Origin of the sequence: Nocardia canadensis, from assembly GCF_032656385.1 — a bacterium.
Lineage (GTDB): Bacteria > Actinomycetota > Actinomycetes > Mycobacteriales > Mycobacteriaceae > Nocardia > Nocardia canadensis.
The window spans coordinates 401,743-426,934 of record NZ_JAVCWB010000002.1 but is presented as its reverse complement, the minus strand read 5'-3'; the positions used below and the strand labels follow the sequence as shown (position 1 = coordinate 426,934).

The 25,192-nt window shown below is 69.4% G+C and carries 25 protein-coding genes and 1 tRNA gene; 10 read left to right on the top strand and 16 right to left on the bottom strand.

The features are described 5' to 3' along the window. Positions 1-139 precede the first annotated feature (139 nt). Positions 140-784: an MBL fold metallo-hydrolase gene (locus Q7X29_RS05310; protein WP_218718740.1), complete on the top strand. Its 645-nt coding sequence runs from the start codon at positions 140-142 to the stop codon at positions 782-784. Here the strand turns inward: Q7X29_RS05310 and Q7X29_RS05305 are convergent, their stop codons facing one another. From Q7X29_RS05305 to Q7X29_RS05295, 3 genes are read right to left on the bottom strand one after another with little or no spacing between them, the layout of a single operon-like run. After that, the gene (locus tag Q7X29_RS05305) at positions 785-2,137 is read right to left on the bottom strand and encodes a dipeptidase (protein ID WP_316573424.1); all 1,353 of its coding nucleotides are present in this window, start codon (positions 2,135-2,137) and stop codon (positions 785-787) included. 10 nt (positions 2,138-2,147) lie between these two features. Next, on the bottom strand, positions 2,148-2,585 hold the full coding sequence (locus Q7X29_RS05300) for a hypothetical protein (RefSeq protein ID WP_218718738.1): 438 nt from the start codon (positions 2,583-2,585) through the stop codon (positions 2,148-2,150). Next, positions 2,582-4,006: an APC family permease gene (locus tag Q7X29_RS05295; protein WP_218718737.1), complete on the bottom strand. Its 1,425-nt coding sequence runs from the start codon at positions 4,004-4,006 to the stop codon at positions 2,582-2,584. Before Q7X29_RS05295 ends, Q7X29_RS05300 begins: the two co-directional genes overlap by 4 nt. Before the next feature lie 176 nt (positions 4,007-4,182). Between Q7X29_RS05295 and Q7X29_RS05290 the strand changes: the two genes are divergently transcribed. Beyond that, positions 4,183-5,559 (top strand): glutamate decarboxylase, encoded by a 1,377-nt coding sequence (locus tag Q7X29_RS05290; protein ID WP_316573423.1) that lies wholly within the window; start codon positions 4,183-4,185, stop codon positions 5,557-5,559. 52 nt (positions 5,560-5,611) lie between these two features. Here the strand turns inward: Q7X29_RS05290 and Q7X29_RS05285 are convergent, their stop codons facing one another. Continuing rightward, positions 5,612-6,313 carry a DUF2334 domain-containing protein gene (locus Q7X29_RS05285; protein WP_218718735.1) on the bottom strand — a complete coding sequence of 234 codons (702 nt, stop codon included), beginning with the start codon at positions 6,311-6,313 and terminating at the stop codon, positions 5,612-5,614. Between the two features lie 101 nt (positions 6,314-6,414). Beyond that, positions 6,415-8,562 carry a S9 family peptidase gene (locus Q7X29_RS05280; RefSeq protein WP_218718734.1) on the bottom strand — a complete coding sequence of 716 codons (2,148 nt, stop codon included), beginning with the start codon at positions 8,560-8,562 and terminating at the stop codon, positions 6,415-6,417. A gap of 127 nt (positions 8,563-8,689) precedes the next feature. Between Q7X29_RS05280 and Q7X29_RS05275 the strand changes: the two genes are divergently transcribed. Further along, a complete protein-coding gene (locus tag Q7X29_RS05275) occupies positions 8,690-9,724 on the top strand; it encodes a DUF2330 domain-containing protein (RefSeq protein ID WP_316573422.1) in 1,035 nt (344 codons plus the stop codon). Positions 9,725-9,792: 68 nt separating this feature from the next. Here the strand turns inward: Q7X29_RS05275 and Q7X29_RS05270 are convergent, their stop codons facing one another. The 5 genes from Q7X29_RS05270 to Q7X29_RS05250 form a co-directional block, all read right to left on the bottom strand. After that, positions 9,793-10,725, bottom strand: a complete 933-nt coding sequence (locus tag Q7X29_RS05270) for an alpha/beta hydrolase (RefSeq protein WP_218718733.1) — start codon at positions 10,723-10,725, stop codon at positions 9,793-9,795. A 164-nt stretch (positions 10,726-10,889) separates the two neighbouring features. Next, positions 10,890-11,312 carry an HIT family protein gene (locus tag Q7X29_RS05265; RefSeq protein ID WP_218718732.1) on the bottom strand — a complete coding sequence of 141 codons (423 nt, stop codon included), beginning with the start codon at positions 11,310-11,312 and terminating at the stop codon, positions 10,890-10,892. A gap of 96 nt (positions 11,313-11,408) precedes the next feature. After that, a complete protein-coding gene (purB, locus tag Q7X29_RS05260) occupies positions 11,409-12,830 on the bottom strand; it encodes an adenylosuccinate lyase (RefSeq protein WP_218718731.1) in 1,422 nt (473 codons plus the stop codon). Positions 12,831-12,836: 6 nt separating this feature from the next. Beyond that, positions 12,837-13,490: a TetR/AcrR family transcriptional regulator gene (locus Q7X29_RS05255; RefSeq protein WP_218718730.1), complete on the bottom strand. Its 654-nt coding sequence runs from the start codon at positions 13,488-13,490 to the stop codon at positions 12,837-12,839. Between the two features lie 156 nt (positions 13,491-13,646). Continuing rightward, positions 13,647-14,807, bottom strand: a complete 1,161-nt coding sequence (locus tag Q7X29_RS05250; RefSeq protein WP_316573421.1) for a pyridoxal phosphate-dependent aminotransferase — start codon at positions 14,805-14,807, stop codon at positions 13,647-13,649. Between the two features lie 190 nt (positions 14,808-14,997). Here Q7X29_RS05250 and Q7X29_RS05245 point away from each other — a divergent pair, with 190 nt between their 5' ends. After that, a complete protein-coding gene (locus tag Q7X29_RS05245; protein WP_316573420.1) occupies positions 14,998-16,209 on the top strand; it encodes a M23 family metallopeptidase in 1,212 nt (403 codons plus the stop codon). 62 nt (positions 16,210-16,271) lie between these two features. Here the strand turns inward: Q7X29_RS05245 and purD are convergent, their stop codons facing one another. Beyond that, complete coding sequence (purD, locus tag Q7X29_RS05240; protein WP_218718728.1) at positions 16,272-17,549, bottom strand: phosphoribosylamine--glycine ligase; 1,278 nt, start codon at positions 17,547-17,549, stop codon at positions 16,272-16,274. A 217-nt stretch (positions 17,550-17,766) separates the two neighbouring features. Between purD and Q7X29_RS05235 the strand changes: the two genes are divergently transcribed. Together Q7X29_RS05235 and Q7X29_RS05230 are read left to right on the top strand one after the other, a co-directional pair. Further along, positions 17,767-18,144 carry a PH domain-containing protein gene (locus Q7X29_RS05235; protein ID WP_218718727.1) on the top strand — a complete coding sequence of 126 codons (378 nt, stop codon included), beginning with the start codon at positions 17,767-17,769 and terminating at the stop codon, positions 18,142-18,144. Between the two features lie 14 nt (positions 18,145-18,158). Then, positions 18,159-18,584 (top strand): HIT family protein, encoded by a 426-nt coding sequence (locus Q7X29_RS05230; protein WP_316573419.1) that lies wholly within the window; start codon positions 18,159-18,161, stop codon positions 18,582-18,584. Between the two features lie 69 nt (positions 18,585-18,653). Here Q7X29_RS05230 and Q7X29_RS05225 read toward each other — a convergent pair whose 3' ends face one another. From Q7X29_RS05225 to Q7X29_RS05205, 5 genes are all read right to left on the bottom strand, one after another. Further along, positions 18,654-18,878, bottom strand: a complete 225-nt coding sequence (locus Q7X29_RS05225) for a hypothetical protein (RefSeq protein WP_316573418.1) — start codon at positions 18,876-18,878, stop codon at positions 18,654-18,656. Positions 18,879-19,047: 169 nt separating this feature from the next. Further along, entirely contained in the window at positions 19,048-19,458 is a 411-nt protein-coding gene (locus Q7X29_RS05220; RefSeq protein ID WP_316573417.1) for a DUF4189 domain-containing protein, read from the bottom strand. A gap of 160 nt (positions 19,459-19,618) precedes the next feature. Next, positions 19,619-19,690: transfer RNA gene (locus Q7X29_RS05215), tRNA-Thr, on the bottom strand. A gap of 127 nt (positions 19,691-19,817) precedes the next feature. After that, positions 19,818-20,054: an MbtH family protein gene (locus Q7X29_RS05210; RefSeq protein ID WP_022565839.1), complete on the bottom strand. Its 237-nt coding sequence runs from the start codon at positions 20,052-20,054 to the stop codon at positions 19,818-19,820. A gap of 119 nt (positions 20,055-20,173) precedes the next feature. After that, positions 20,174-21,007 carry an alpha/beta fold hydrolase gene (locus tag Q7X29_RS05205; RefSeq protein ID WP_218718723.1) on the bottom strand — a complete coding sequence of 278 codons (834 nt, stop codon included), beginning with the start codon at positions 21,005-21,007 and terminating at the stop codon, positions 20,174-20,176. A gap of 172 nt (positions 21,008-21,179) precedes the next feature. Between Q7X29_RS05205 and Q7X29_RS05200 the strand changes: the two genes are divergently transcribed. The 4 genes from Q7X29_RS05200 (at position 21,180) to Q7X29_RS05185 (ending at position 25,170) form a co-directional block, all read left to right on the top strand. Next, on the top strand, positions 21,180-21,338 hold the full coding sequence (locus Q7X29_RS05200) for a hypothetical protein (protein WP_019044795.1): 159 nt from the start codon (positions 21,180-21,182) through the stop codon (positions 21,336-21,338). Between the two features lie 64 nt (positions 21,339-21,402). After that, entirely contained in the window at positions 21,403-22,938 is a 1,536-nt protein-coding gene (locus Q7X29_RS05195) for an alpha,alpha-trehalose-phosphate synthase (UDP-forming) (RefSeq protein ID WP_218718722.1), read from the top strand. A 67-nt stretch (positions 22,939-23,005) separates the two neighbouring features. Further along, complete coding sequence (locus Q7X29_RS05190; protein WP_218718721.1) at positions 23,006-23,722, top strand: response regulator transcription factor; 717 nt, start codon at positions 23,006-23,008, stop codon at positions 23,720-23,722. Continuing rightward, the gene (locus Q7X29_RS05185) at positions 23,719-25,170 is read left to right on the top strand and encodes a sensor histidine kinase (RefSeq protein WP_218718720.1); all 1,452 of its coding nucleotides are present in this window, start codon (positions 23,719-23,721) and stop codon (positions 25,168-25,170) included. The genes Q7X29_RS05190 and Q7X29_RS05185 overlap by 4 nt, the downstream gene beginning before the upstream one ends. Positions 25,171-25,192: the final 22 nt, after the last annotated feature.

Below are 25,192 nucleotides of genomic sequence, written 5' to 3'. Positions count from 1 at the left end.
CCTAGTTGACCCGGCCGTCGTGCCCGCGTTCCGGGGTCGCGGCGGCTGTCTTCGACGACGCCGACCGCCGAGGCCCTGCGTGGCCACGCTCCGCTCCCGCCTCCGGGCCCACCGGCATCGGCGGCGATAGCATCGGCTTATGCGCATCGCCCACTTCGGTCATTCCTGCATCCTCGTGGAACTGCACGGTGTGAAAGTGCTGTTCGATCCCGGCACGTTCGCGCACGGCTTCGAGGGCATCACCGGACTGGACGCGATCGCGGTGACCCACCAGCACCCGGACCACATCGACCCGGCGCGGATCGAGGCGCTGATCGAGGCCAACCCGACCGCCCGCCTGCTGTCGGACCCGCAGACCGCCCAGCAGCGCGGTGAGGGCTGGGAGCCGGTCTCGGCGGGCCAGGTGCTCGACATCGGCGACCTGCAGATCACCGGCGGTGGCGGTCGCCACGCGGTGATCCACCCGGACATCCCGGTGATCGACAACACCGTCTTCCAGCTCGGCACCGCGGCCGACCCGGCCCAGCTGGTCCACCCGGGCGACTCGCTCTGGGTGCCGCCGGTCCCGGTCGGCGTGCTGGCGATCCCGGCGGTCGCGCCGTGGATGCGGATCTGGGACACCGTCGACTACCTGCGCGCGGTCAATCCCCGCACCGCCGTCCCGGTCCACTTCGGGATCGTCGAGCCGACGGCGCAGGGCATCTACTTCGGCAGGCTGACCGAGATGGCCCCGGCCGGCACCGAATTCCGGGTGATCCAGCCGGAGGACCAGGCGCAGTTCTGATCAGCGATAGGTGCTGAGGAACAGCGCCTCGGCCAGCGCCATGTGCTCGATCTCGGTCGGGTCCACGCTCTCGTTGGGGGCGTGGATCAGGCACTTCGGCTCCTCCACGCCGATCAGCATGATCTCGGCGTCGGGGTAGGTGTCGGCGAAGACATTGCACAGCGGGATCGACCCGCCCTGCCCCTCGGTGGTCACGTGTCTGCCGTAGGAGGTCGCCATGGCCTGTTCCAGCGCCGACCGAGCGGGGCCCCGCTCGGAGGCGACGAACGGTTCGCCGAGCGCCTCGACCTCGATGTCGAGCCGGGCGTTCCACGGCAGATGCGCGCGCAGGTGCTTCTCCAGCAGGTCGAGCGCCTGCTTGGGCTCGGTGCCCGGCGGAATGCGCAGGTTGAGCCTGGCCCTGGTGCTCGGCTGGATGGCCGCCGAGGACCCGACGACGGCGGGCACGTCCATCCCGAGCACGGTCAGCGCGGGCCGCGCCCACACCATGTCCGAGACGGTGCCGCTGCCGAGCAGGTCGACGCCGTCGAGCACGCCCGCGTCGGCCCGGAAGTCCTCGGCCGGGTACTGCACGCCGGTCCACTTCTGGTCGTCGGTGAGCCCGTCGATGGTGGTGTTGCCGTGTTCGTCCCGCAGCGACGACAGCAGCCGGATCATCGCGGCCAGCGCGTCCGGCGCCGGGCCGCCGAACATGCCCGAGTGCATCGGCCCGGCCAGCGTCGTCACCGTGACCACGACGTTCACGTTCCCGCGCAAGGTCTGGGTGAAGGTGGGCACGCCGACCGCGAAATTGCCGCAGTCGGCCACCAGGATCACGTCGGCGGCGAGCAGGTCGGGATTGGCGACGACGAACTTCTCCAGCCCGCCGGTGCCCTGCTCCTCCGAGCCCTCCGACACCACCTTGATGCCGATCGGGAAGTCCGGCCCGATCGCGCGCAGGGCCGTCAGGTGGGTGACGATGTTGCCCTTGCAGTCGGCGGCGCCGCGGCCGTACCAGCGGCCGTCCTTGTCGGTCAGCGTCCACACCGGGGTGTGCCAGGCGTCGTCGCCCAGCGGCGGCTGCACGTCGTAGTGGCAGTAGAGCAGCACCGTCGGCGTGCCCGGCGGACCCGGCTTGTGCCCGATGACGGCCTTGCTGCCGTCGGGCGTCTCGTGCAGACCCACCTCGGTCAGCCCCGCCGCGGCGAACGCGTCGGCCACCCACTGCGCGGTCTGCTCGCACCCCGCCGGCGGGAACTGGCGCGGGTCGGCGACCGACTTCAGCGAAACCAGCTGGGTGAGGTCCGCTTTCGCCTGGCCCATCAACCCGGAGATGGTGGTGCGCAGGGCGGCCACTTCGGGGGTATCGGTCATCGCTTCGGCCTCACTTCGTGGTGTCGTCCAGCTTCAGGGTGTCCAGATGAGAAAGGTAGTCCGGCAGCCGATCCGGGCAATAGACGGCGATGGTCAGGGCCACCGCCTGGGTGGTGTCGCGCGGGCCGATCACCGGACGCTGTCCCGGCCCGGCCGCGCCGTTGGTGATCGAGGCCTGGTACTTCGCCTTGATCAGCGGCGAACTCGGGTCCTGGCAGACCGAGCCGCCGTCGTCGCCGAGCGCGTCCGCGATCACGTTCGGCTCGGGTGCGGGCAGCCCCGCGGCGAGCAGATTGTTGTGCAGCTGTTCGGCTTTGGCGGTGGCCTGGGTGTTCTCGCGGATCTCGCTGAAGGTGAGCAAGCCGATCAGGGCGAACACCACGAGCAGCACGCCCGTGGTGATGTAGATCCAGCGCCGCTTGCGGTAGGGGGCGTCTCCGGTCGTCATGCCTTCTCCCCTTCCGGGACAGCGAGTTTCCAGCTGTCCCTGCGGTTTCGGTAGAACAGGTACGGGATCAGCAGCCCGACGATGCCCATGCCGCCGCCGACGATGAGCAGATACACCCACGGGCTGCCCGCGCCGAATTGCGAGGGTGGCACGAAGCCGATCGCGAATGCCGCGATCGAGGACGCGGCGCCGAGACCGCAGAGCGCGAACAGGGCGGGCGCCCGGTAGCCGCGCGGATGATCGGGATCGTTGCGGCGCAGCCTGGCGGCCGCCGCGAACATCAGCACGTACATGATCAGATACACCTGCGTCGTGATCACCGACAGAATCCAGTAGGCGCTGGAGACATTCGGGATGAACGCGTAGAGCAGCGCGATGAACGTCGTGAACACACCCTGCGCCACCAGCATGTTCTGCTGCACGCCGTGCTTGTTCATCGTCGTCAGCCACGGCGGCAGGTAGCCCTCGCTGCGCCCGATCAGCAACAGGCCCTTGGACGGCCCGGCCAGCCAGGTGAGCATGCCGCCGACCGCGGCCGCCACCAGCGCGATGCCGACGATCGGGGTGAGGAACCCGACGCCGAAGTGACTGAAGAATCCGTCGAAGGCCTGCATCACGCCCGCGGTGAGGCTCAGGCTCGCGGAGGGGACCACCCAGCTGATCGCCAGCGCGGGCAGGATGAAGATGACCAGCACCAGGCCCATCGCCAGGAACATCGCCTTCGGGAATTCCTTGGCCGGATTCTTCAGCGACGACACGTGCACCGCGTTCATCTCCATGCCCGCGTAGGACAGGAAGTTGTTCACGATCAGCACCAGACTCGCCAGTCCGGTCCAGGCCGGGAGCAGGTGGCTCGAATCCATCGGCGCCGCAGACGGATTGCCCTGCGCGAGGAACACCAGGCCCAGCACGACCAGAATGGTGCCGGGGATCAAGGTGCCGATCACCAGGCCCATGCTCGACAGCCCGGCCACCGTCTTGGTGCCCTGCGAGGACACGTACACACCGGCCCAATAGACGGTGATGATCACGATGGCCACATAGAGCCCGTTGGACGCCAGCGACGGATCGATGATGTACGCGAAAGTGCTTGCCACATAAGCGAGCAGACTCGGGTAATAGAAGATCGTCATGGCGAACTGGCACCAGACGGCGAGAAAGCCGAGCGGCTTGTTCAGCCCGTCCCCGACCCATTTGTAGACGCCGCCGTCCCAGCCCGAAGCGAGTTCCGCGGCCACCAGCGAAGTCGGCAGCAGGAACAGAATCGCGGGAATGATGTAGAGGAATACACAGGCGAGTCCGTAGATCGCCATCGTGGGTGCCGAGCGGAGGCTGGCCACCGAACTCGTGGTCATCAGCGCCAATGTCACCCAGGACAAGTATTTCGTCGTCGTCGCGGCTTTCGTCGCGGTGCCCGTCATCAGCGCTGCCTCCTGCTGTGTATGCACAACTAGCGGAAACCCTTGATCAACTGCTCAAGCATAGTAACTGCCGAGCATCCTCCCGGTAGGCTCGAAACGAGCACATATGCAACGGAATCGTTGCAGATACCCGGCAGAGCTAACACCTGGCAGTGGATCCGCCGACTGGAGGAACAGTGGCCGAGAATCACGATCCCCATGACCTTTTCAGCCTTCCCGGTTTCACCCGTCCCGCCCCGCACGGCGGTTTTCCCGCCTACGAACTCTTTCCCGATGTCGCCTACGAGATCGTGCACGACGAATTGCTCCTCGACGGCGTCGCCAGGATGAACCTGGCGACCTTCTGCACCACCTGGATCGACGACCAGGCGCGCACGCTGATGGCCGAGTCGACGGACAAGAACATCGTCGACAAGGACGAGTACCCCCAGACCGCCGAGCTGGAGAAACGCTGTGTGCGCATGCTCGCCGACCTGTGGCACGCGCCCGATCCCACGACCACGCTCGGCACCTCCACCACCGGCTCCAGCGAGGCGGCGATCCTCGGCGGGCTGGCGGCGAAGTTCCGCTGGCGGGCGCGCGGCGGCACGGGCGTGCCCAACCTGGTGACCGGGCCGGTGCAGGTGTGCTGGGAGAAGTTCGCGCGCTACTTCGATGTCGAATTGCGCCAAGTCCCCTTGCGCGGCGACCGCTACACCTTGCACCCCGACGACCTGCCGACGTACTGCGACGACAACACCATCGCCGTGGTGCCGACCTTCGGTCAGACCTTCACCGGTCTGTTCGAGGACGTCGCCGCGATCAGCGCCGCGCTGGACCGGTTGCACGCCGGCGGCGGCCCGGACATCCCGATCCACGTCGACGCGGCCAGCGGCGGCTTCCTCGGCCCGTTCACCGCGCCGGATCTGGTGTGGGACTTCCGATTACCCCGGGTGAAGTCGATCAACGCCTCGGGGCACAAGACCGGGCTGGCCCCGCTCGGGGTCGGCTGGGCGATCTGGCGCGAGGCCGCCGATCTGCCCAGGGAGCTGATCTTCGACGTCGACTACCTCGGCGGCAACATGCCGACGTTCAACCTCAACTTCTCCCGGCCCGGCGGCCAGGTGATCACCCAGTACTACAACTTCATCCGGCTCGGCCGGGCCGGCTACACCCGCGTGCAGTCGACGATCTACCTGGTCGCCCGGCATTTCGCGAAGCGCATCGGCGCCATGGGCCCGTTCGAGCTGATCCACGCGGCCGAACCGGCGCGGGGCATCACCGCGGTGGCGTGGCGACTGGCCGACGGCGTCGACTACAACCTCTACGACCTGTCGGACCGGCTGCGCGCCCGCGGCTGGCTCATCGCCGCCTATCCGCTGCCCGCCGACCGGCAGGACGAGACGATCATGCGCGCGGTGTTCCGGCACGGCTTCACCGTCGACATGGTCGAACTGCTGCTCGCCGACATCGAACGGGGTCTGCACCAGCTCGCGACCAACCCGCGGCGCACGCCCCTGACTCGCTCGGAGGCGGGCGGATTCACCCACGACGGCGCGCCCGAGGTGCCGTGACAGGGGCCGTCGCCGCGCGCGTGATCGCCGATGTGCGCGCGGCGACGGCCGGTCAGGCAGCCCTGGCCGCGGTGAACGGCTCCCAGCGGTACACGTCGCTGCGGGCGCCGTGATACCGCGCCAGGTCGACGGCGTCGAGCATCGCCTGGCGCGGGCCCGAGCGCTGCAACTGCGCGGCCGAGATCGCCAGCCGCAGCACGCCGCCACGCCGGGCGGTGCGCGCCGCGCCCATCACCAGCGCCCGGCACCACCACGGCTCGGCACGGAATCCCTCCCCTATTCCGTACACCCGCGCGCGCTGGGCCACCTCACGTTCCAGATCGAGGACGGTGGTCAGGCCGAGCGCCAGCCGGAAGCCGACCTCGGGCAGCGCGGCCAGCGCACCGGCCGAGGCGTCCCAGCGCGGCGCGGCGAACAGCCGGGTGCGCAGCTGCACCTGTTCCATCACCCGGTCGGCCGCCTTGAGCCGCAGGGTGGCCTCGTGCCTGGGCAGGCTCGCGAACTCCGCGCGACGGCTCTTGGTGGCGGCCTGGTCGTAGCCGTGCAGCACGATCGCGTCGCCCGCGAGCCGTCGACCGCGCAGCCAGGACTGCGTGGCCGGATCGTCGACCAGCCGGTACTTGCCCTTCAACCGGGGCGCGACCAGCAGTGACAGCCGCACATCCCGCTGGTCCATCTCCGCCGCGAACTCGATCGCGGCATCGCGGGTCGTGTCCCGGATCCCGGATACGGAAACGATCAGCTCAGCGTTCATGGACCTACGGTGTCAGCCCCAGGTGACACCCGCGTGCTCCACCGATGACGCCCCGACGAACATCCGCGCACGCCTCACCACCGCCGCCGGTGCTCGCTCAGCTACGCGTCCGCCAGACCGACCTTGTCCAGGACCCAGGCGTACTCGAAGCCGACTTCCTTCCACTTCTCGTAGCGCCCGCTGACACCGCCGTGGCCGGCGCTCATCTCCGTCTTGAGCAGCAGCTCGCTGTCGCCGGTCTTGGTGGCGCGCAGCTTGGCGATCCACTTGGCCGGTTCGACGTAGAGCACGCGGGTGTCGTTGAGGCTGGTGATCGCCAGGATCGCCGGGTAGTCCTTGGCCTCGACGTTCTCGTACGGCGAGTACGACTTCATGTACTCGTAGACGTCCTTGTCGGCCAACGGGTTTCCCCACTCGTCCCATTCGATCACCGTCAGCGGCAGCGACGGGTCCAGGATCGAGGTGAGCGGGTCGACGAACGGCACGTTGGCGAGGATGCCGGTGAACAGCTCCGGCGCCAGATTGGCGACCGCGCCCATCAGCAGGCCACCCGCGCTGCCGCCGTCGGCGATCAGCCGATCCGCCGCCGTGGCACCGCTGTCGATGAGATGCACGGCGCAGGAGACGAAGTCGGTGAAGGTGTTCTTCTTCAGCAGTGTCTTGCCGTGCTCGTACCAGAGCCGGCCCATCTCACCGCCGCCGCGCACGTGCGCCACCGCGAACACCATGCCGCGATCGAGCAGCGACAGCCGCGAGACCGAGAACGACGGATCGATGCTGGCCTCATAGGAGCCGTAACCGTAGAGCAGCATCGGCTTCGGGCCCGCCGGGAGCCCGCGCCGCTTGATGATCGAGATCGGGATCCGGGTGCCGTCGTGGGCGACCGCCCAATCCCGGTGCTGTTCGTAGTCGTTCGCGTCGTAGCCGCCGAGCACCGGCTGCTCCTTGCGCAGCAGCAGGTCACCGGTGGCGGGCACGTAGTCGAACACCTGCATCGGGGTGATGAAGGAGGTGACGCCGACCCGCAGCGTCGGCTGTTCCCATTCCGGGCTGGAACCCGCACCGGCGGAGAACAATTCGAGCCCGAAGTCGAGTTCGGTGAGCTCGCCGTAGCCCTCCGCGGTGAGCGGCCACACCGACAGGCGGGGCAGCGCGTCGCGGCGGTAGCCGAGCACCAGGTGGTTGGCGAAGGCGTCGATGTCCTCGAGCCGCACGTCCTCGCGGTGCCCGATCAGGATCGTCATGTCCGACGGATCGGTGGCAGGCGCTTCGGCGAGGACGAAGTTCTCCGCCTTCACGCCGTCGACCACGTCGTTGTGCAGGATCAGGAAGCGGTCCTCGCCGCCGATCACCGCGTGCTCGGCCGAGTACTCCACACCCTCGCGGCGCTCCAGCAGCACCCGGAACTCGCCCTCGGGGTTGTCGGACTCCAGCACCCAGCCCTCGGTGGTGATCTTGGAGCCGAGCCAGATCATCAGGTACTTCTCGGAGCGGGTCGCACCGACGCTCACCCAGTAGCGCTCGTCGGGCTCGTGGAACACCGTCACGTCGGCGTCGGCGGCGGTGCCGACGCGGTGGCGCCACACGGTGTCGGGCCGCCAGGACTCGTCGACGGTCTGATAGAAGATGTGCGTGCCGTCCAGCGACCAGGTCGCGCCCGGTGCGGCGCCCGCCACCTCGTCGGGCAGCAGCTCACCGGTGCGCAGATCCTTGATCCGCAGGGTGTAGCGCTCGTCGCCGGTGCTGTCGACGGAGTAGGCCAGCAGGGTGCCGTCGTGGCTGAGCGAGAACGCGCCGAGCGCGAAGAAGTCCAGGCCCTCGGCCAGCACGTTGCTGTCGAGCAGCACCTCCTCGCCCGCGATCGCGGTCTCGACCTCGAGCTGCGGCGGGGTCCACGCGTCGATGCCCTCGGCCTCGGCGGCGATGGGACAGCGGCAGTGCACGCCGTACTGCTTGCCCTCGAAGCTGCGCGAGTAGTACCAGTACTGGCCCAGCCGGGTCGGCACCGACAGGTCGGTCTCCTGGGTCCGCGCCTTGATCTCGTCGAAGATCTTGTCCCGCAGCGGCTGCAACTGGTCGGTCTGCGCCTCGGTGAAGGCGTTCTCGGCCTCCAGGTACGCGATGACCTCGGGATTCTCCTTGTCCCGTAGCCACTCGTACTCGTCGACGAACGTGTCGCCGTGATGCACCCGCTCGAAGGGCACCTTCTTCGCGATCGGCGCCGACACCGTCTCATTCTCGCCAGCCATGGGTCCACCGTAGCCGGACCTTTGCGGCCGGGCCCGCCAACTCGGCCGGGGCCGCCACCGGGCCGGGCCCGCCCGGCTGAGTATTTCTGCGCATGTGCGCGCGCCGGTGGGTGCGTAGCCTGCTCGCATGGGGATGCGGTACGCGATTCGATCGTTCGTCGTGAGTGTCGGGGTGGTGCTGGCGGCGGGGTCCGCGGCGGTGACTCCCGCGACCGCCTGTGCGTGCGGTGGCGTGGTCAGCGGCGGGAACTCGGCGCGGGTCGACAGCGAGACGGCGGTGCTCGGGTGGGACGGTACCCGCGAGACCGTGCTCATGCGCCTGGGAATGCAATTCGACGGCGACGACGCGGCGTTGATCGTCCCCACACCGACACCGGCGACGGTCTCGGCGGGCACCGCGGCCTCGTTCAGCGAGCTGTCCCGGCTGACCGCGCCCGAGGTCGTCACCGAGCACCGCTGGTTCGGCAGCGACTACTCCTCCGGTGACACCTCCGGCGCCGCGCCCGGCTCCGGGCCCGAGGTACTCGGACAGGTCCAACTCGGCCCGCTCGAGGCGACGACGCTGCGCGGCGGCGACCTCACCGGCGTCCGGGAATGGCTGGACGCCAACGGCTATCAACTGCGCCCCGAGGTCAGCGCCACCCTCGACCCCTATCTCCGCGAGGGCTGGTCCTTCGTGGCCATGCGCCTGACCAGCGCGAAACCGCTCTCCGGCGCGCTGGATCCGGTCCGGTTGACCTTCGACTCGGACCGGCTCGTCTATCCGATGCGCATGTCCGCGGCGGCCACCGGCCACCAGTCGGTGCACCTCTACGTCTTCGGCGACCACCGGGTGACGCGCACCGACGCCGACACCGCCACACAATCCACCATCACCGAATTCGCCGCCCCCGTCGCCGAACTCACCGATCCCGACCTGAAAGCCCTCGCGGCGGGCAAGTCCTACCTCACCGAACTCGCCGTCAGCATTCCCCGGCCCGCGGCCATCACCACCGATTTCGCCTTCGGCCCCGCCGCGAACGACGACACCGTCCGCGATCGGGTGGTGCGCCGGGAGTATGTCGAGATCCTGGGCTTCCCCGCGGGTTACGTGCTGATCATCGCCGGGCTCTCGGTGATCGGCGTGCTCGCCGGTGTCGTGCTCCGGCGCCGGACCAGGTAGCCCGGAACGCGGCGCGGCCCGGCTCTCGGGCTGGAAAAGCCGTCGAACCGGGCCGCGTGGAAGAACTCTCAGGCCCCCAGCGCCGGGCCGATGGTCGGCCAGGAGGCGTGCAGCGCGTCCTGCCAGTAGGACCAGGAGTGGGTGCCGACCGGGTGGTAGTCGATCTTGGCACCGATGCCCGCGCCGCGCAGCCGCTGGTCGAAGGCGACCATACAGGTGTTGACGCCGAGTTCGATGGGACCGCCGAGGAAGATGTTCTCCGCCAGCTGCGGCTTCAGTTCGGCCTCGTGCGGGCCGGGAATGCCGGTGCCGGTGGACATGTACAGCGCCTTGCCGCGCAGACCCTCGAGCATCAGGGCCGGATCGTGCGAGGCCCACTCGGGGCTGCCGGGCGCGCCCCACATGTTGAGCGGATTGCCGCCACGGTTGGCGATGGAGAACATGATCGCGCCCGCGGCCATCGCGCTGTCGGGACACGCGCTGTAGCCGGCGACGGCCCGGTACAGCCCGGGGTGCCGGGCGGCCAGGATGTAGGCCGCGTTGCCGCCCATGGACAGGCCGCCGATGCCGTTGACCCCGTTGCCGTCGAACTCCGCGTCGATCAGGCCGGGCAGCTCCTGGGTGAGGAACGTTTCCCACTTGTACCGGCCGAAGCGCGGGTCGTCGGAGATCCAGTCGGAGTAGTAGCTGGCCTGCCCGCCGGTCGGCATGACCACATTGACGTTCTTGTTCCGGAAGAAGGCCTCGGCGTCGGTGGCGTTGGTCCAGGTGCTCTGGCCGATTCCGGGGTCGAGGCCGTCGAGCAGATAGTAGGTCGAGCGCGAGCCGCCGCCCGCCGGATGCAGCACCTGCAGGTCGATATTGCGCCCCATCGCGGGCGAGGCGACCGTGATCGCGGTGCGGGTGGGGCTGAGGTTGTTCACCCCGACGATCTGGGCAGCAGCTGCGGGGGCGGGGTTCACCACCGCGGGTCCGATCAACGCGATGGCGAAAGCCAGCACTGAAGCAGCAACACCTGTACGACGCACGTCCCACCCTCCATTACCGCATGCCAATGACAGTCCAAAGTAACCCACAGGTGAACGAACTGAGAGCATTCGGCGATTCGGGCGTTTCTTCAGCAAACTTACCGGTATGCAATGACCGGTTCGCCCGGAAAGGCAGGTCAGCGGGACAGGGCGCCGCGAATCGACCCGGCCAGATAGTCGAGATCGGCGCGCGCGGGCGAGGTCGGGCGCGCCCGCAGGCCGAAGCCGTCGCCCGGCGTCCGCGGGATCACGTGCAGGTGCACGTGGAAGATCTCCTGCCCGGCGGTGACGCCGTCGGCGAGGAAGAAATTCACTCCGTCGGCGGCCACTTCGCTGGCCCGCAACGCGGCCGCGATCCGCTGCCCGACCTGGAACAGCTTGCCGCCGAGGGCGGGATCGAGATCGGCCAGGCTCGGCGCGGGCGCCTTCGGGACCACGAGCACATGGCCCGGCGTCACCGGACGAATGTCCATGAACGCCAGCACATCATCGTCCTCGTAGACCTTGGAGGCGGGCGCCTGCCCGGCGATGATGTCGGCGAAGATCGTGTACGGATTCACCCGGGTACGGTAGCGAAACCGCGCCAGGAGCCGCCGTGCGATCGCCCGCCGCCGGTGCTGGAACAGCGACAGCGGCGGGCTGACACGCACCGTGCGTCAGAGAATCGGCGACGGCGTGTAGCGCGCGGCCTCGGGGTTGGCCTCGACCAGCTTCTGCACCTGCGCGATGACCTCGGAGACCTGGTCGGACGCGGCACCGATGAACGCGGACTTGTCGGCCAGCGCGGCATCGAGCGCGGCGCGGTCCAGCGGCATCCGGTCGTCGGCGGCGAGCCGGTCCAGCAGGTCGGGCTCGCGACCCTGCTCGCGCATGGCCAGCGCCACCGCGACGGCGTGCTCCTTGATGACCTCGTGCGCGGTCTCGCGACCGACGCCCGCGCGCACCGCCGCCATCAGGATGCGGGTGGTGGCCAGGAACGGCAGGTACCGGTCGAGCTCGCGGGCGACCACCGCCGGGTATGCGCCGAACTCGGCGAGCACGGTCAGGAAGGTCTCCATCTGGCCGTCGACGGCGAAGAACGCGTCCGGCAGCGCGACGCGGCGCACCACCGAGCAGAACACGTCACCCTCGTTCCACTGCGCGCCCGCGAGCTCGGCCGCCATCGAGCCGTAGCCGCGCAGCACGACCTGCAGGCCGTTGACGCGCTCGCACGAGCGGGTGTTCATCTTGTGCGGCATCGCCGAGGACCCGACCTGGCCGGGCTGGAAGCCCTCGGTGACCAGCTCGTGGCCCGCCATCAGCCGGATGGTGTGCGCGAACGACGACGGCCCGGCGCCCAGCTGCACCAGCGCCGAGAGCACGTCGTGGTCGAGTGAGCGCGGGTAGACCTGGCCGACGCTGGTGAAGACCTTCGCGAAGCCGAGATGCGTGGCCACCTGCTGCTCGAGCGCGGCCAGCTTGCCCGCGTCGCCGTCGAGCAGGTCGAGCATGTCCTGGGCGGTGCCCATCGGGCCCTTGATGCCGCGCAGCGGGTAGCGGTCGATCAGCTCGCGCAGGCGGGTCAGCGCGACGAGCACCTCGTCGGCGGCGGAGGCGAAGCGCTTGCCCAGGGTGGTCGCCTGCGCGGCGACGTTGTGCGAGCGGCCCGCCATCACCAGCGTCTGGTACTCCGCGGCGCGCTCGGCCAGCCGGGCCGCGATCGCGACACCGTGGTCGTAGACGTACTCGAGCGAGAGCCGGATCTGCAGCTGTTCGACGTTCTCGGTGAGGTCGCGGCTGGTCATGCCCTTGTGCACGTGCTCGTGCCCGGCCAGCGCGTTGAACTCCTCGATGCGCGCCTTCACGTCATGGCGGGTGACCCGCTCACGCTCGGCGATCGAGGCCAGGTCGACGTGTTCGAGCACGCGCTCGTAGTCGTCGAGCACACCCGCGGGGACATCGATGCCGAGTGCCGACTGCGCCCGCAGCACCTCGAGCCACAGCTTGCGCTCGAGCACGATCTTGTTCTCGGGCGACCAGAGCGCGACGAGCTCCGGGCTGGCGTATCGGGTGGCGAGGACGTTCGGGACAAGGCTCACGAACACTCAGTCTAGTTGCCGCGCCCGTTCCAGCTGCTGGGGCATCATGTTGGGCACCACGGGCGGGGCGACGATGTCGATCATCTCCAGCAGACCGGCCCGTGCGGGCCGCCTCGGCTCCGGGTGACCCTCGATCAGCGCGGCGACCACCGCGCCGTCCACCACGGCGACCAGCCTGCGCAACTGCTCGGGGCGCACCACTCGATCGGAGCGGCGCAGCACGTCGGCGAGCAGTTCTTCGAGCTGCGTGCGTAGTCGGAGCTGGACCTCGCGTAACTCGGGATGCCGGGCCGAGGCCACCGAGCGCTCGTAGCGCGCGATCAGCTGGCCGCGCGCGTCGAGGTCGCTGTCGTCGGGGCCGACGAGCAGGTCGAGGACGAGGTCGACGGTCGCGTCGGTACCGCGCCTGCGATGGCTGACCTCACCGACCCGGCGACGCATGGCGTCGAGTTCGATCGCGCCGCTGAATTCGACGGCCCGGGCGATCAGATCTTCCAGAGATTCGAAGTAGTAGGTGGTCGAGGCGAGCGGAAGATCGGCCCGCGACGCCACCGAGCGATGTCGTACAGCGTCGAAGCCGCCTTCGAGCAACAGTTCAGCCGCCGCCGCCACCAGGGCCTGGCGACGCCGTTCGCCTTTCGGGGTCGTCGCGGTGGTCACCGTGCCATCGTGCCAGTCATCATCAGTTCAACCGTGCGCAATCGTCATCGGGGAAACGCGGGAAATCGGGATAACTGAGTTTTACCGCATCCCGGCACGGAAGTGTTCGTACTAGGCAAAGTTGTTGTCGCACATCACTGTTGACAGCGCGGCCGATCAGCCCTTCAGGAACCTTCCCAACCGGTCCAGCGCTGCGGCGATGTCGTCGGTGGCGCCGGCGAAGGAGAAGCGAACAGTGCGAATGCCGTGCACGGTGTCGAAGTCGAGACCGGGTGCCAGCGCGACGCCGGTGTGCTCGAGCACCTCGGCACACCAGGCCCGGGAATCGTTGGTCAAGTGACCGATATCGGCATAGGCGTAGAAAGCGCCATCGGCGGGGGCGAGTTCGGTGATGCCGATACTCGGCAGACCCTCCAGCAACAGCGCCCGGTTGCGCGCGTACCGGCGGACGTGGCCGTCCAGCTCATCCTTGGCTTCCGCGCCGAACGCGTGCACGGCGGCGTACTGGGAGATGGCGGGCGGGCACACCGTCATGTTCGACGCCAGCCGCTGCAGCGCCGGGCGCAGGTCGGCGGGGGCCAGCATCCAGCCCAGCCGCCAGCCGGTCATCGAGAAGTACTTCGACACCGAGCCGATCACCACCGCCGCGCGGGAGAACTCCCAGGCCGAGGCGGTCGGCGTCGCGTCGTCGAAGGTGATGCCGTGATAGATCTCGTCGGAGATCAGCAGGGTGCCGTGGTCTTCGCACCAGCGCGCCAGCGCGGCCAGCTCGGCCGGGTCGATCATGGTGCCGGTCGGGTTGGCCGGGCTGGCCACCACCAGGCCCGCGGGCGGCTCCGGCAGTGCCTCGAGCATGGCGACCGTCGGCTGGAAGCGGGTCTGCGGGCCGCAGTCGAGCTCGATCACCTCGCAGCCGAGCGCGGTGAGGGTGTTGCGGTAGGCCGGGTATCCCGGCCGGGCCACCACCACGGTGTCGCCCGCGTCGAAGGCGGCCAGGAAGATCAGCGTGAACGCCCCCGAGGACCCCGTGGTCACCACGACCTCGTCCGGGTGCACGTCGTAGCCGTAGGTCTCCCGGTGGTGCTCGGCGATCGCCTCGCGCAGCGGCAGGATGCCGAACGTCTCGGTGTACCCGAGCAGCTCGTGCTCGATCGCCGCCTTGGTCGCCCGCAGCACCGGTGCCGGCGCCTGCGTCGAGGGCTGTCCCGCCGCCAGCACCAGCACGTCTCCGTGCGACCTGGCCCGTTCAGCAGCGGCTTTCCACACATCCATCACGTAGAAAGGGGGAATGGTCGACCGGCGCGATTCTCTGGACACCCGAGTGACGGTAGAGCACCCGATTGCGCGCGTTGACAGATATGGTCGGCAGAATGGCTCCGACAGCGAAGACGCAGCCACCGGCGCAGCGGGTTAGGCCGCGTCGGGGCAGGGTCGCGGGGGCACCATGGAGTGGGTAAGGACGGCGGGGCGAGTGCGGCGGGCGAAGACGGACACAGTGGATCGTGTCGTGGCGTCGCCGGTCGAGGACAACTCTCCCGCCGGGCCGAACGCGCAGGCGGCCGACGTCGCCGCGAGCCCAGCGGCTACCGAGACCGACCCTCGCGCCGAAGCCGCGCGGCCCGCAGCCGCTGAGACCACCGCGCACCAGCGAGTCACCACCGACGACCCCAGCGCCTCAGCCGCCGAGCACAGCACCCGGGCACTCGACGCCCCTGCGGCGCCGAGCGCCGGGAAGCGCGTAGTCAGCATCAACGGCCGTGTTCTGCAGGCGAATTGGCGCGAGCAGCTACCGTCGAAGAGCGGTGTCCGCGAGCGCGTGGCGACCTGGATCGGCGAGCATCCGACGGTCGCCGAGATCGCCGGGGAACTGCGCGCGGGCGAGGTGCGCACCGTGTTCTGGCTGCGGCCGAAGGCGCGGGCCGAGGCGCTGTGGGCGCGGCGGCCGAGCCGGGATCGGGTGCGGCGGGTACTGATCGAGCAGCGCGTCCTGATCGCGGGTGTGGCGATCGTGGCGGTGGTCGTGGCGGCGGACGGGCGGATCGGCGACGACGTCGAGGGTGGCCCGCTGGCGCCCGGTGAGGCGCAGCGCGTGGCGATCGCCTACGTCCCGGAACTCGCGCCGAATCCGCAGTCGACGACGCGCCTGCTCGCCGCCATCGCCAACGGCGAGAAGCGGCGCGAGGCGGCGGTGGTCGCGGCGGCGGCCCGCGCCACCCTCGAGCGCGCGAAGGCCGAGGCGGCGGCCGCGGCCTCGGGCGAGTGGCAGGACTGGATGGGGACGCGGGCGCCGGTGGTCCCCGGGACCGTGACGCCGGGGGCGACCCCCTCCCTCGGCGGCTTCAGTCTGCCCGCCAAGGGCGCGTTCACCTCGGGTTTCGGCTCCCGCTGGGGCACCATGCACCGCGGCATCGACATCGCCGCCCCCATCGGCAGCCCCATCTACGCCGTCGCCGACGGCACGGTCGTCGAAGCGGGTCCGGCCCAGGGCTTCGGCCTGTGGGTGCGCATCCGGCACGACGACGGCACCATCAGCATCTACGGCCACATGTACGACTTCTTCGTCTCCCCCGGCGAACGGGTCCCCGCGGGCATGCAGATCGCCCGCATCGGCAACCGCGGCGACTCCACCGGCCCGCACCTGCACTTCGAGATCGTCCAGAACGGCAACCACGTCGACCCGCAGGCCTGGCTCGCCACGCACGGCCTCCAGCTCACCTGACGACACGACAAGGGGCATCGGACCCGCTCCGGACCCGATGCCCCTCGTTCGCGATTCGCGCGCTACTGCGCTTTGCGCTCCGGGACGACCACCTCGGTCGCGCCGATATCGGTGCGGAAGTGGCTGCCGGGCAGCTTGATCTGGGCGAGCCGCGCGTAGGCGCGCTCGCGAGCCTCGGCGAGATCGGCGCCGACCCCGACCACATTGAGCACCCGGCCGCCGGCCGAGACCAGCGTCTTGTCCTCGCGCTGCCCGGTGCCCGCGTGCAGCACCAGCGTCTCGCCTTCCAGCGCACCGTCCTCGGCGCCGGTGATCACGTCACCGGTGCGCGGGCGAGCGGGGTAGTTCTCGGCGGCCAGCACGACGGTGATCGCGGAGCCGTCCTTCCAGCGCGGCGGTTCGACCTCGGCCAGGCGACCGGTGGCGGTGGCGTGCAGCAGCTCGGCGAACGGGCTGTCCAGCAGGGCCAGCACGGCCTGGGTCTCGGGATCGCCGAAGCGGCAGTTGAACTCGACGACCGCGGGACCGTTGGTGCCGACGGCCAGACCGGCGTACAGCAGCCCGGAGAACGAGCTGCCCCGGCGGACCAGCTCGGCCGCGACCGGCTTCACCACATCCTCGACGATCTCGGTCAGCGTCTCCTCGGGCAGCCACGGCAGCGGCGTGTAGGCGCCCATGCCGCCGGTGTTCGGGCCGGAATCGCCGTCGCCGACGCGCTTGTGGTCCTGCGCGGGCAGCAGCGGGACCACGGTCTCGCCGTCGACCAGGCAGAACAGCGACACCTCCGGGCCGTCCAGGAACGACTCGAGCAGCACCGGGTGGCCCTGTTCGAGCAGCTCGGCGCCGTGATCGCGGGCCGCGCGACGGTCGTCGGTCACCACGACGCCCTTGCCCGCGGCCAGCCCGTCGTCCTTGACGACCCAGGTCGGACCGAAGCGATCGAGCGCGGCGTCCAGGTCGGCCGGGGTGTCGACGATCTCGCTGTGCGCGGTCCGCACACCGGCGGCCGCCATCACGTCCTTGGCGAACGCCTTCGAGCCCTCGATCCGGGCCGCGTCCTTGGACGGGCCGAAGACCGGGAATCCGGCCGCACGCACGGCGTCGGCGATGCCGAGCACCAGCGGCACCTCGGGGCCGATCACCACGAGATCGGCGGCGACCTCGGTGGCCAGCGCGACGACGTCCTCGGCCGCGCACGGGTCGACCGGACGTAGTTCGGCATGTTGTCCGATGCCGGGATTGCCCGGGGCGGCGATCACCGCCGTCACCGACGGATCCCGGCGTAGCGCCAGGACGAGGGCATGTTCACGGGCTCCGGAACCGATGACGAGTACGCGCACGGTCACAGATTAGTCGCGCTCTTCACGCCCGCTGCGCACGCCCCAGCCCGCTACCGCGTCGCGATATCCGGTAGCGGTCACCGGGCCGCGGCGACGGATCCGAACCCTGCCCCGGCGTCGGGAATTCACCCGCGCACACCACCCGCATCGGGTTCACTTGGGGGACAATGGGGCTGGCGCGACGACACAGCCGCCGGGGAAGGCGAGGGGAGCAAGCATGGGTCTGCTCGACGGGATGATGGGCAATGCGGGCCGGATCGACCCGGCCGCCGCGCAGCAGGAGTACGCCAAGCTGTTCGGCCAGGGTGAGCAGGTCTATTCGGCCTACCTGCTGGTGCGCGACGCGATGCTGTTCACCAATCGCCGGCTGATCCTGGTCGACAAGCAGGGCGTCACCGGCCGCAAGGTCAGCTACCACTCCATTCCCTACCGCTCGATCACCCATTTCGCCGTCGAGACCGCGGGCACCTTCGATCTCGACGCCGAGCTCCACATCTGGATCGGCAGCGGGAACGAGCCGGTCAGGCAGCGGTTCAACCGCCAGGTCGACATCTACGAGGTGCAGGGCATCCTGTCGCATTTCGTCGCGATCTAGCTAGGCTCGCCGCTATGGCATCCGTCTTCAGCGCGATCATCGCCGGACAGCTTCCCGGCCGTTTCGTCTGGGAGGACGACGAATTCGTCGCCTTCCTCACCATCGCCCCCGTCACCCAGGGTCACACCCTCATCGTGCCGCGCGCCGAGATCGACCAGTGGCAGGACGTCGACCCCGCCGTCATGGCGCGCCTGACCGGCCTCGCCCAGAAGATCGGCCAGGCCGTCCGCATCGCCTTCGACGCGCCCCGCGCGGGCCTGCTCATCGCCGGCCTGGAGGTCCCCCACCTGCACACCCATGTCTTCCCCGCCTACACCATGGGCGACTTCGACATCTCCGGCGCCGACACCGCCCCCACACCCGAGTCCCTCGACGAGGCCCAGGCCAAGATCAAGGCCGCCCTCCGGGAACTCGGCTACGAGGCCAACGTCCCGGCCTGAGGCGGCCAGACCGTACGGCCCCCGCCGCGTCGGCACAGGTCGGGGGCCTGACCGGTCAGGATCGAGCGGTCACTGCGTGACGCAGTGCGGGGGCGGGGCGGGGCTCCAGCTGCCGAAGCAGCCCGCGGCGAAGTAGGCGAGCAGGTCGATCACGGCCGAGCCGGTCTGCAGGACGACCGGCTGGGCCGTCGTCGGCTGACCCGAGGCGGACTGCGCCGGGGTCGCGGTGGCGAGCCCGGTGGAGGCGGCGCCGAACGCGGTGACCGCGGCGGCGAGGATGGCGAAGCGTTTCACGAGGATCCCTCTCGAACAGGTACGCCGGGGTTCGGCGTGCGAGTGAGCCTAGTGAGAAACGCCACTGTTTCGGAGTGGATCGATCGCCCCTGCTTTCTGGGGCACGAGCTGCCGTCGCGCGCTACGAACAACTCGGAGCCACGTCAGGACCGAGCCGGCGGCCTGTCGATCACAGCCAGGTGCAGGCGTGGTCACGATCGAACGAACCGGCGCTCCCGGTGCCGGTGGGGAGGTTGCGGGTGGCGTCCGCGATCGCCTCCCCTGGGTTCGCCCCTTTACCGAAGCCCACGATCGGGAATCGCGCGACGATCGCGAGCGGACTGGTCACGACCGCACCGCAGCCGTCCGCGAACGTCACCATCGTCCGGCAGTCGATGATGCCTTGACCCTTGCACGCTCGGTCCGCGGCTCGAATCGCGTCGGCTTCCGTGGGGTGGTTGACCGAAAACGCGTAGACGTTGCCCCACACGCTGAGGGAAACGGCGCCCCAGTTGACCGGGTCGGCGGTGGCGGGCGGTGCCGCGAGGACGGCAGCGGCGCTCACCGAGAGCACGGCGGCCGCAAAGGACTTGTCGAACATGTGGAGCGTCTCCCTCTGCGCGCCGGCTGGTGCGGCGATCGCATGGAAGATACCGCAGCGCATGGACGCGAGGCGGCCCCAAAAGTCTTGGGCACGATCTGCCGTCGCGCACCACGAACGACAAAGAACCCGACCCGTTGTCCGGGTCGGGTTCTGGGAGAGCCCCCTGTCAGGATTGAACTGACGACCTTCGCTTTACAAGAGCGGTGCTCTACCACTGAGCTAAGGAGGCGGGTACGAACAGGCGCCCCGAAGGGCAGCGACCATCATAGCGGGACGCGGCAGCCGCGTGGCATCGGTAGAGGTGCCACGCGGCCGTCGCGCTCAGCGAGGTCCCGGCGCAGTATCGGTGTTACTGCTCAGGACTGGGCGCGGGCCGCATCGTCGGCGGCCATCGCGTCGCGCAGGCTCTTGGGACGCATATCGGTCCAGTTCTTCTCGACGTACTCGACGCACGCGGCCCGGCTCTCTTCGCCGAACACGACACGCCAACCCGCCGGGACCTCGGCGAACGCGGGCCACAGGGAGTGCTGCTCTTCGTCGTTGACCAGAACGAAGAAGCGGCCGTCCTCGTCGTCGAAGGGGTTGGTGCTCAATTTCACCTCACTGGATACTGGCGCTGTGTACGGGATCGCTTCGGGGGGCGAACCCCGGGCGTTGTGTCGACCCTAGCAAGGCTGACGTTACGTGTAGGTGGTTACCTCAGCCTCGGCGGTCAAGCCGCGAAGAAATCGAGGAGGATCTTGTTGACCGCCTCGGGGCGTTCCAGGTAGCCGTAGTGGCCGGTGTCCGGGATTTCCTGGTACCTGGCGCCGGGGATGGCGTCGGCGACTTCCCGCGACAGATAAGGCGGAATCATCCTATCATCGGCGAAGCCGATTGCCAGGCAGGGCACCGTGATCGCGCGATAGGCGGCCACCCGGTTGAACTCGTGATCCATGGCCCGCTGCGCGCGGATGCCCGGCGTGGCAGGCCCGCCGGTGAACTCGAACAGGTCGAGCCAGTCGCGGGCGGCATTGGTGTCGGACATGGTCGCCGGCGACAGATTCATCACCGCGGTCAGCGCCGCCTCGAACTTGGCGGGCAGCTGCACACCGGCGGCGTCGAGATCCTGCTCACCGGCCGACAGCGTCTTCTGGAACTGGTCGAGCCTGCCGTGCCCGGCCATGAACACGGCCTTGCGGACCAGGTCGGGGCGGGCCAGCGCCAGTTCCTGGGCGACCCGGGCACCCATCGAGGTGCCCGCGACCAGCGCGGGACCCTCGTCGAGGAATTCGATCAGCGCCGCGGTGTCGGCGACCAGCTCCTCGATCCGCATGCCGCCGGGCGCCTCGAACGACGGCGCGATACCCCGGTTGTCGAAGGTGCACACCCGGTACCCGGCCGCAACCAGCGCGGGCACCTGATGGAGTTCCCACACCCGACCGGGCGATCCGGTGCCCATGATCAACACCACCAGCGGACCGCCGCCCTTGACGTCGGTGCCCTTGGTACGGTCGCCCTTGACCTGATAGTTCAGTGCGATGCCGTTCACCGTGGCCACTGGCATGAAACAAACCTCTCTGCGGGGTTGAGCTGTCCGACACTCACGGTAACGGGACCGCCACGACCCTGCACCGGGGTGGGGTGATCGGGTCGGGAGTTCATCGGCCGTGCACGGGCGACCGATAGTATTGACTACTCGCACGCAGAGCGTTTGGAAACCGGGAGGACGAACCACTATGGCCGCCAAGAGCAGCGCCAACGACATCGCCGACGACGAGCTCGAGCCACTGGCCGACGAGACCGCTCGCCAGGCACAGCGCGTCGTCGCGGCATACGCCGAAGACGCCGACGAGTGCCGGATGCTGCTGTCGATGCTCGGCATCGGCCCCAGCTGACCCTCCGACTACCACAACCTCAAAGCGAACCCTGCGACGCGCAAAGGATGCGTGAGTGGACCAGATGATCGATAAACAGTCCAACGACCGTCCGTCCGAGAACAGCGAGTCCGTCGCGGCCACACCGACCGGTGCGGGCTCGGGGTTCGTCGTCGTCGCGAACCGGCTGCCGGTCGACCTCGAGCGCCTGCCCGACGGAACGACCAGGTGGAAGCGCAGCCCGGGTGGTCTGGTGACCGCCCTGGAACCGGTACTGCGCAGCAACAAGGGGGCGTGGGTCGGCTGGGCGGGCGTCCCGGACGTCGAAGTCGAGCCGATCATCGAAGACGGTCTGGAACTGCACCCGGTGCCGCTGACGGCGCAGGAGGTCGAGGACTACTACGAGGGGTTCTCCAACGGCACGCTGTGGCCGCTCTACCACGATGTGATCGTGCGTCCGGTCTACGACCGGGCCTGGTGGGCCGCCTATGTCGAGGTCAACCGCCGGTTCGCCGAGGAGACCGCGAAGGTGGCCGCCGAGGGCGCCACCGTCTGGGTGCAGGACTACCAGCTGCAGCTGGTACCGAAGATGCTGCGCATGCTGCGGCCCGACCTCACCATCGGCTTCTTCCTGCACATCCCGTTCCCGCCGGTCGAGCTGTTCATGCAGATGCCGTGGCGGACCGAGATCGTCGAGGGCCTGCTCGGTGCCGACCTGATCGGCTTCCATCTCCCCGGCGGCGCGCAGAACTTCCTCTACCTGGCCCGCCGACTAGCCGGTCAGCCCACCTCCCGGGGCACCATCGGCGTGCGCTCCAAGCTGGGCGTCGTGCAGGTCGGCTTCCGCACGGTGCGTGTCGGCGCGTTCCCCATCTCGATCGACTCCGCCGAGCTCGACGAACACTCCCGGCGCCGGTCGGTGCGGGAGCGGGCCGCCAAGATCCGCGCCGAGCTGGGCAATCCGAAGAACATCATGCTCGGCGTCGACCGCCTGGACTACACCAAGGGCATCGACATCCGGCTCAACGCCCTGCAGGAACTGCTGGAGGAGGGCCGGGTCGACCCCGCCGAGACGGTGATGGTGCAGCTGGCCACCCCGAGCCGTGAGCGGGTGCAGAGCTACATCAAGATGCGCGGCGACATCGAACGCCAGGTGGGCCGGATCAACGGCGAGTTCGCCCGGGTCGGCTACCCGGTCGTGCACTACCTGCACCGCCCGATCCCCCGCGACGAACTGATCGCCTTCTTCGTCGCCGCCGACGCCATGCTGGTCACGCCCCTGCGCGACGGCATGAACCTGGTCGCCAAGGAGTACGTGGCCTGCCACAGCGACCTCAACGGCGCCCTGGTGCTGAGCGAGTTCACCGGCGCCGCGGCCGAGCTGCGCCAGTCCTACCTGTGCAACCCGCACGACCTCGACAGCGTCAAGGACGCCATCATCGGCGCGCTCGACGACGACCGCGACACCAAGCGCCGCCGGATGCGCTCGATGCGCCGCCAGGTGCTCACCCACGACGTCGAACGCTGGGCGCGCGCCTTCCTCGACGCCCTCTCCCAGGGCAACGTCGCCGGGGCGGCCCTGCTCAGCGAGGACGAGGACGTGTACCGCGAGTCGCGCTGAGGCGCTCACAGCGACCTCACAGCGTGGTGGCAGCCACCTCCCAGCCGGGTGGTGGACCATGAGATCCATGAGCGGTGTGCCGGAAGCACCCGAGGCCAGGGTGCTCGTCGTCGACGACGAACCGATGATCGTCGAGTTGCTGGCGGTGAGCCTGCGCTACCAGGGTTTCGAGGTAGCGACGGCGAGCGACGGCGCCGAGGGCCTGGACAAGGCCCGCGCGTTCCGCCCGGAGGCGCTGATCGTCGACGTGATGATGCCCGGCATGGACGGCTTCGGCCTGCTGCGCCGGTTGCGCGCCGACGGCATCGACGCGCCGGTGCTGTTCCTGACCGCCCGCGACGAGGTCGAGGACAAGATCACCGGCCTGACCCTGGGCGCCGACGACTACGTCACCAAGCCGTTCAGCCTCGAGGAGGTGGTGGCCCGGCTGCGGGTGATCCTGCGCCGCTCCGGCCGGACCGCACCCGAACAGGCCAGTACCCGGCTGCGCTTCGCCGACATCGAACTCGACGACGACACCCACGAGGTGTGGAAGGCGGGCGAGCCGGTCGCCCTGTCCCCCACCGAGTTCACGCTGCTGCGCTATTTCATGGTGAACGCGGGGAGCGTCCTCAGCAAACCCCGCATCCTGGATCACGTGTGGCGCTACGACTTCGGCGGTGAGGTCGGCGTGGTGGAGACCTACGTGTCATATCTGCGCAAGAAGGTCGACACCGGTGAACAGCGGTTGATCCACACCCTGCGTGGCGTCGGGTACGTCATGCGGGAGCCGGCCGCGCGATGAGTCTGCGCGCCCGCGTCGCCCGCAGGTTCTCGGCGATCCCGCTGCGCGTGACGCTGGTGCTGATGCTGGTCGCCCTGGCCGGATTCGGTTTGATCGCTTCGGGTTTCGTCGTCACCAAGGCGATGGAGAACTCGCTGCGCAACCGCACCGACCAGCAGTTGACCGATGCCGCGATCGAATGGGAGCGCCGGGTCGGGCTGCCCGCGCCACCCCTGCCCACCCCGTCGTCGGACCGGCAGCCGCCGGGACGGTACTACCTCACCGCCGCGAGCACCGACGGCACCCGAAACATCACACTGGACAACGTCTTCGGCACCGACGCCACTCCTGACCTCCCGAATCCCCCTGCGCTCCAACCGGTCACCGTCGGCTCACAGGGCGATTCGACCGATCAGTGGCGCGTGCTGACCGTCAACGGGCATCGCGCGACCGCGACCGTGGCGTGGCCGCTCACCGAGAACATCGAGACCGTGCGCAATCTCGTCGTGTTGCAGCTGGTGGTGGGCGCGATCGTGCTGATCGCCCTGGCCGTGGCCGCCTACTTCGTGGTGCGCGGTAGTCTGCGGCCGCTGCGCCGGGTCGAGGCCACCGCGGCGGCGATCGCGGAGGGTCAACTGCATCGCCGGGTTCCGGTGCGCGGCACCGACACCGAGGTCGACCGGCTCTCGCGCTCGCTCAACAGCATGCTCACCCAGATCCAGCAGGCCTTCGCCGCGACCGCGGCCTCCGAGGCCGCCGCGCGCGAATCCGAGGCCAGGATGCGGCGTTTCGTCGCCGACGCCAGTCACGAACTGCGCACTCCGCTCACCACCATCCGCGGTTTCGCCGAGCTGTACCGGCAGGGCGCGACCGGCGATCCGGCGATGTTCATGAATCGCATCGAACACGAGGCACAGCGGATGGGCCTGCTGGTGGAAGACCTGCTCATGCTGGCCAGGCTCGACGCGCAACGCCCCGTCGACCTGACGCCGGTCGACCTGCTCGCGATCGCCGGCGACGCCGTGCACAGCGCTCGCGCGGTGGAGGCCGCGCAGGGCGAGCACCGGCCGATCACCCTCGAGATCGCCGACGGCACGGGCACCTTGGAGATCCTGGGCGACGACCACCGGCTGCGCCAGATCCTGACCAACCTGCTCAACAACGCCCGGACCCACACCCCCGACGGCACCGCGATCACGGTGCGACTGACCCCCGCCCAGGACGAGGTACTCCTCGAAGTCGCCGACACCGGCCCCGGCTTGTCCACGGAGGAATCGGCGCGGATCTTCGAGCGGTTCTATCGCGCCGACTCCTCACGCACCCGCAGCAGCGGCGGCACGGGCCTCGGGCTGTCCATCGTGGCCGCGCTGGTCGCCGCACACGGCGGCACGGTCCGGGTGCGGCGGACCTCGGGCGGCGGGGCGACCTTCGTCGTGCGGCTACCCCGAGACAACCGCGGCCCGGCCTGAGTCAGGCCGGGCCGACGGCCAC